The organism is Kitasatospora sp. NPDC056531 (assembly GCF_042794375.1).
Lineage (GTDB): Bacteria > Actinomycetota > Actinomycetes > Streptomycetales > Streptomycetaceae > Kitasatospora.
This window is the reverse complement of sequence record NZ_JBHTTU010000174.1, coordinates 476-4,403: the sequence shown is the minus strand read 5'-3', so window position 1 is coordinate 4,403 and position 3,928 is coordinate 476. Positions and strand designations below refer to the sequence as shown.

Annotated in this window: 2 protein-coding genes and 1 pseudogene; 1 reads left to right on the top strand and 2 read right to left on the bottom strand. The window is 70.0% G+C overall.

Translation table 11 applies throughout. From position 1 onward, the window contains the following. On the bottom strand, positions 1 to 820 hold an 820-nt coding region (locus tag ACFQ87_RS43280; protein WP_380616515.1), incomplete at its 3' end, for a LysR family transcriptional regulator. Positions 821 to 1,746: 926 nt separating this feature from the next. Between ACFQ87_RS43280 and ACFQ87_RS43275 the strand changes: the two genes are divergently transcribed. Beyond that, entirely contained in the window at positions 1,747 to 3,090 is a 1,344-nt protein-coding gene (locus tag ACFQ87_RS43275; RefSeq protein WP_380616513.1) for an endonuclease domain-containing protein, read from the top strand. A 368-nt stretch (positions 3,091 to 3,458) separates the two neighbouring features. Here the strand turns inward: ACFQ87_RS43275 and ACFQ87_RS43270 are convergent. Further along, positions 3,459 to 3,647 (bottom strand): annotated as a pseudogene (locus tag ACFQ87_RS43270) (solute carrier family 23 protein); the annotation flags it as partial. Between the last annotated feature and the right edge of the window lie 281 nt (positions 3,648 to 3,928).

The following is a 3,928-nucleotide window of genomic DNA, read 5'->3' as shown; positions in this document are numbered from 1 at the left end:
CGAGCAGGTACCTGGTCCGCAGCGGCGTGCCGGCCAGTGGCTTGATCACCACGGCGGAGAGCGGCCGGGAGGTCGCCTGCACGGTGGAGACGCCCAGACCGGCCGCGATCATGTCCTGGAGTTCCGCCCGGTCGCCGAGGAACTCGTGCACCGTCGCCGGCACGAAGCCCGCGGCGGTGCAGGCGCCGAAGAACACCCCCGGCCAGCCGGCACCGTCGTCGGGGGTGACGAACCAAGGCTCGTCGGCGAGATCGGCGAGCGCCACCTCGGTACGGCGGCGCAGCCGGTGCCCGGCGGCCAGTGCCACGAAGGTGGGCTCGGTGACGATGCCCCGGAGCGCGACGGCGTCCGAGTGCCGCAGCTCCATGCCGGGGTAGTCCACCGCGATCGCCGCGTCCAGGACGCCCTGCTCCAGCAGCTCGACGATGTCCGAGGAGCGGTAGACGCTGCTCACGGTGATCCGTAGCTCCGGCAGCCGGCTGCGCACCCTGGCGAGCAGGCCGGGCAGCACCGGCGAGTTGGTGGCGGCGAGCCGCAACTCCCGGCCGGCCGGTGAGACGCCCGCCACCGCCCTTCGCCCCAGGCCGTCGGCCCTGGCCAGCACGTCACGCGCCGCGGCCAGCACCTCGACGCCGAAACCGGTGGGCGCCACACCGGTGGTGGTGCGCTCGAACAACGGCGCGCCGAGGTGGGCCTCGATCCGGCGCAGCTGGGTGCTGGTCGCGGGCTGTGAGGCACCGAGCGCCACGGCGGCCCGGCCCACGCTGCCGGTGTCGGCGATCGTGCACAACACCCTCAGGTGCCGAAGCTCCAGCTCCACGCGGTGCCCTCCCCTGGCGACGGGTCGGCCGCCGCACCCATGTGCAATGGCACACGTAACATGTCAGAATCTCGGCCCTCACGATCGCGCTGGACCAGGGCCGCGTCAAGCCCTTGACCGGGCATCGACATCCGGAGGCCGCCCCGGCGGTGACGGGCCCTCGGGTGATCCCGTCGGCCCCGGCGCGGGCGCACCGGGGCCGGTTCACACCACTGGTCGGCGATTGTCCGGAAATTACTGCTTGTCCGTAATGAACGGTTATGTTCCCTATCTCCCGGGGTTACTGTCAGTGGTGGCGAACGGACCCACCCCCTGCCCATCGTTCGCCTCCAAGCCATGGGGGGACCTGCCATGGTCACCTCGCGCGCCCCGGCCGAGGCTCCGCCCGCGTCCGCCCGACGTGGCCAGCGCCCAGGGATAGCACTCACCGTCATCGCGGTCACTCAGCTGATGGTGGTCCTCGACATATCACGCAGCTAGCGTTTCGTCCCAGCTCAGGGGCTTGATCGACCATCCGGGGTCAGCAAACCGTCAGCAAGGCACCCTGGAGCGAGATCGACCATGGCGACCAACCGCCTCCCCCGCGGCATGGACAGCTTCTTCAAGGACTGCGAACATCCCGAATCTCGTTGGACCCGCTGCCCGCACGAGTACAAGATCCGGTACCGCACCGCGGCCGGGAAGCAGACGGAGGAGTCCGGCTTCGCCACACAGGACAAAGCGAAGGCCCGGCTCGCCGACGTGTACCAGGAATCGCGGCTGGGAGGGGCAACCTGTCGGATGGGGAGTCGCTGGCTCTCACGGCGCCGGAGTTCGGCAACGGTACGGCGGACCAGATGCTCAGGAATAAGGAGTTGCGGGCGGTGGCCTGGCTGACCGGGGTGCTTGGGACCCGTTGCCGCGTTGCAGGCCGTTAGCCTGTCGGTATGTCAGAGCGTGTCATGCCCGGCCGCACGAACGGCCTGATCACCCTGGTTGCCGCGGACGCTCTGTGGGTCGATTTGACGGCCGACAGTGCTGTGCCGACGGCTTCTGGGGCATTCACCTGCTCTCCTACCCGTGCCCGGGTGGGGTACGTCCTGCTCGGCAGCCATGTGGTGGCGACGGTGAGAGCGAGCGGCGGCCAGTGGAGTGTTCCGGAGGTTGAGGTGCGCCGGGCAGCTGCGGAACTGAACGCGGTTGGGATGGATCGGCAGGACCTGGTCCGCGTCGGTCCGTTTCGTGGGGCGCCAAGGCAGGAGTGCAGCGAGGAAACGCCGCTGCGTTGGCGCCAGCGCATCACGGGAGAACTGCAGGAGCTGCGCGGCCACGAGCGGGCAGCACGACGTGAAATCGGCCGGCCGTGCCACCTGGCGGGGATCGCCTGGCGACGGATACTCGTGGAGCAAACCCGCGACGGGACGCAGCGCACCTGGTGGCTGCCGCGCGCTGTGGTCAGGCTGCTGGACGCGGCCGAGCACGCCGAAACGCAGTGGGTGCAAACCGCGCGGACCCGCCAGGCAAGCGCAGCCGTCACCGAGCCCCCCTCCCACCCCCGGCAGACCCGAGACGCCGGCGGTCGGCGGACGACGAGCCCCGAGGGCCCCACCGCCTCACTGCGCCCATACGACAAAGAGCTGGAAGGCCAGCTGTACACGGTCCTCAGCAGGAAGCCCGGTACCTCCCGCAGGGTGGCTGGGTGGGCGTGCGCCGTCTGCCGCACTGCGCCCGCCACCGTGCTCGACCACTGCCACGAACACGGCTACGTCCGCGCCCCCGTCTGCCAGTCCTGCAACACACAGGAACGCCCCGACCACCTGTACAGCAACGACATTCGCGTGGCGAACCGCTACACACGCCTCTTCCACACCGACACCGAGACCTGGCTCCGCCACTGGCACCGCTGCCCCGGCTGCCGCGCACGCACGACCCTGCCACTGCCGCACCTCGCCGCATGGACCGCCCACATAGCCTGCCGATCGCTGCGCCCGACCCACCGCGCCCCCCGCGGGCGCAAGCCCTGCGGTGTCCTGCGCGTGTCCTGGACGGGCAGTCAGAACGCGCCCCGTTCGTGCCTGCTCACTGTCGCCGTCGACTTCTGCCCCTCCGGCGAGCACCGTGTCCTGGCGCAGGTCCCCTACCGCGAAGCCACCGAGCGGTTTCGTGCCTGGTTGGCCGAGACGGCCCCTGCCGTGGCCGCCGCGGCCGGTCCTGACCGCCTGGACGGCCTCCCTGCCCAGTTTCGGCCAGTCATCGCGGACACCAGCGGCGAGGACCTGGAACTGTTTTGAGCGGGCACCGAGACCTGACGCCCCACCGCCACCTCCCAACTGCTGGCCCCGACACGGTCACCCCGCATGTCCCAGCGAAAACCGCCCTCGACGCGCGAACCCGATGATCGAACGCGCGTGGGGCCGACCCATCGCCGAACCGGAGAAAGACGCGATCCGCCTGCCCGTCGAGGACCCGATGCTGCGCGCGGCGATGCACACCCGGTCCCACCTCATCGTCGCGTCCAACTCCATCGCCGGTCACCAGAACCGCCTGCACGCCCTCCCGCCAGATCGCAGAGCCTCCTGGCAGCTCGAACGGTATTTACGCCGAAGGGCACGTCAGGAGGCCCCGTTGTCGCAGGGTCAGCCCCGCTGCCGAGCCAACGGTGGTCCGGCACATGGGAGTTCCCGCCCTGTGCCCATTTCCCGGCCACCGGAAGCAGCGAGATGCCGATCATCGTGATCACCGTGCCGCTGACGACTGGTGGAAAGAACCGGACGAGTCGACAGAAGACTGGAGCCAGCAGAAAACAGAACACGCCCGCTACCAGTGTGGAACCGAAGACGTTCGCCATCCGGCCGGGCGGCGGCATCTCATCGACGGGGTGCGGTGGCGCTCCGGGCTCCAGAAGCGCTGTCTGACGCCACATGGGCTGTTCCCTCCGCATCCAAGGTGGTTTCGGGCCCGGGAACGGCGGCCGGAACGGAACACGGTGACGTTGGGACGAACTGAACCGGACTCGACGCACCCGGTCTCCCACGCCGCTCCCGGAATCACGCCAGTGGCGCCTCAGCCTTCGCGTCTACGACGATCCCGGATCACCCGACCTACGCCGAGCGTCCGACACACTCGGGA

What these genes read in the sequence shown, in the direction of transcription:
- ACFQ87_RS43275 (WP_380616513.1), top strand. Translation starts at nt 1,747, where the DNA reads ATGTCAGAGCGTGTCATGCCCGGCCGCACGAACGGCCTGATCACCCTG.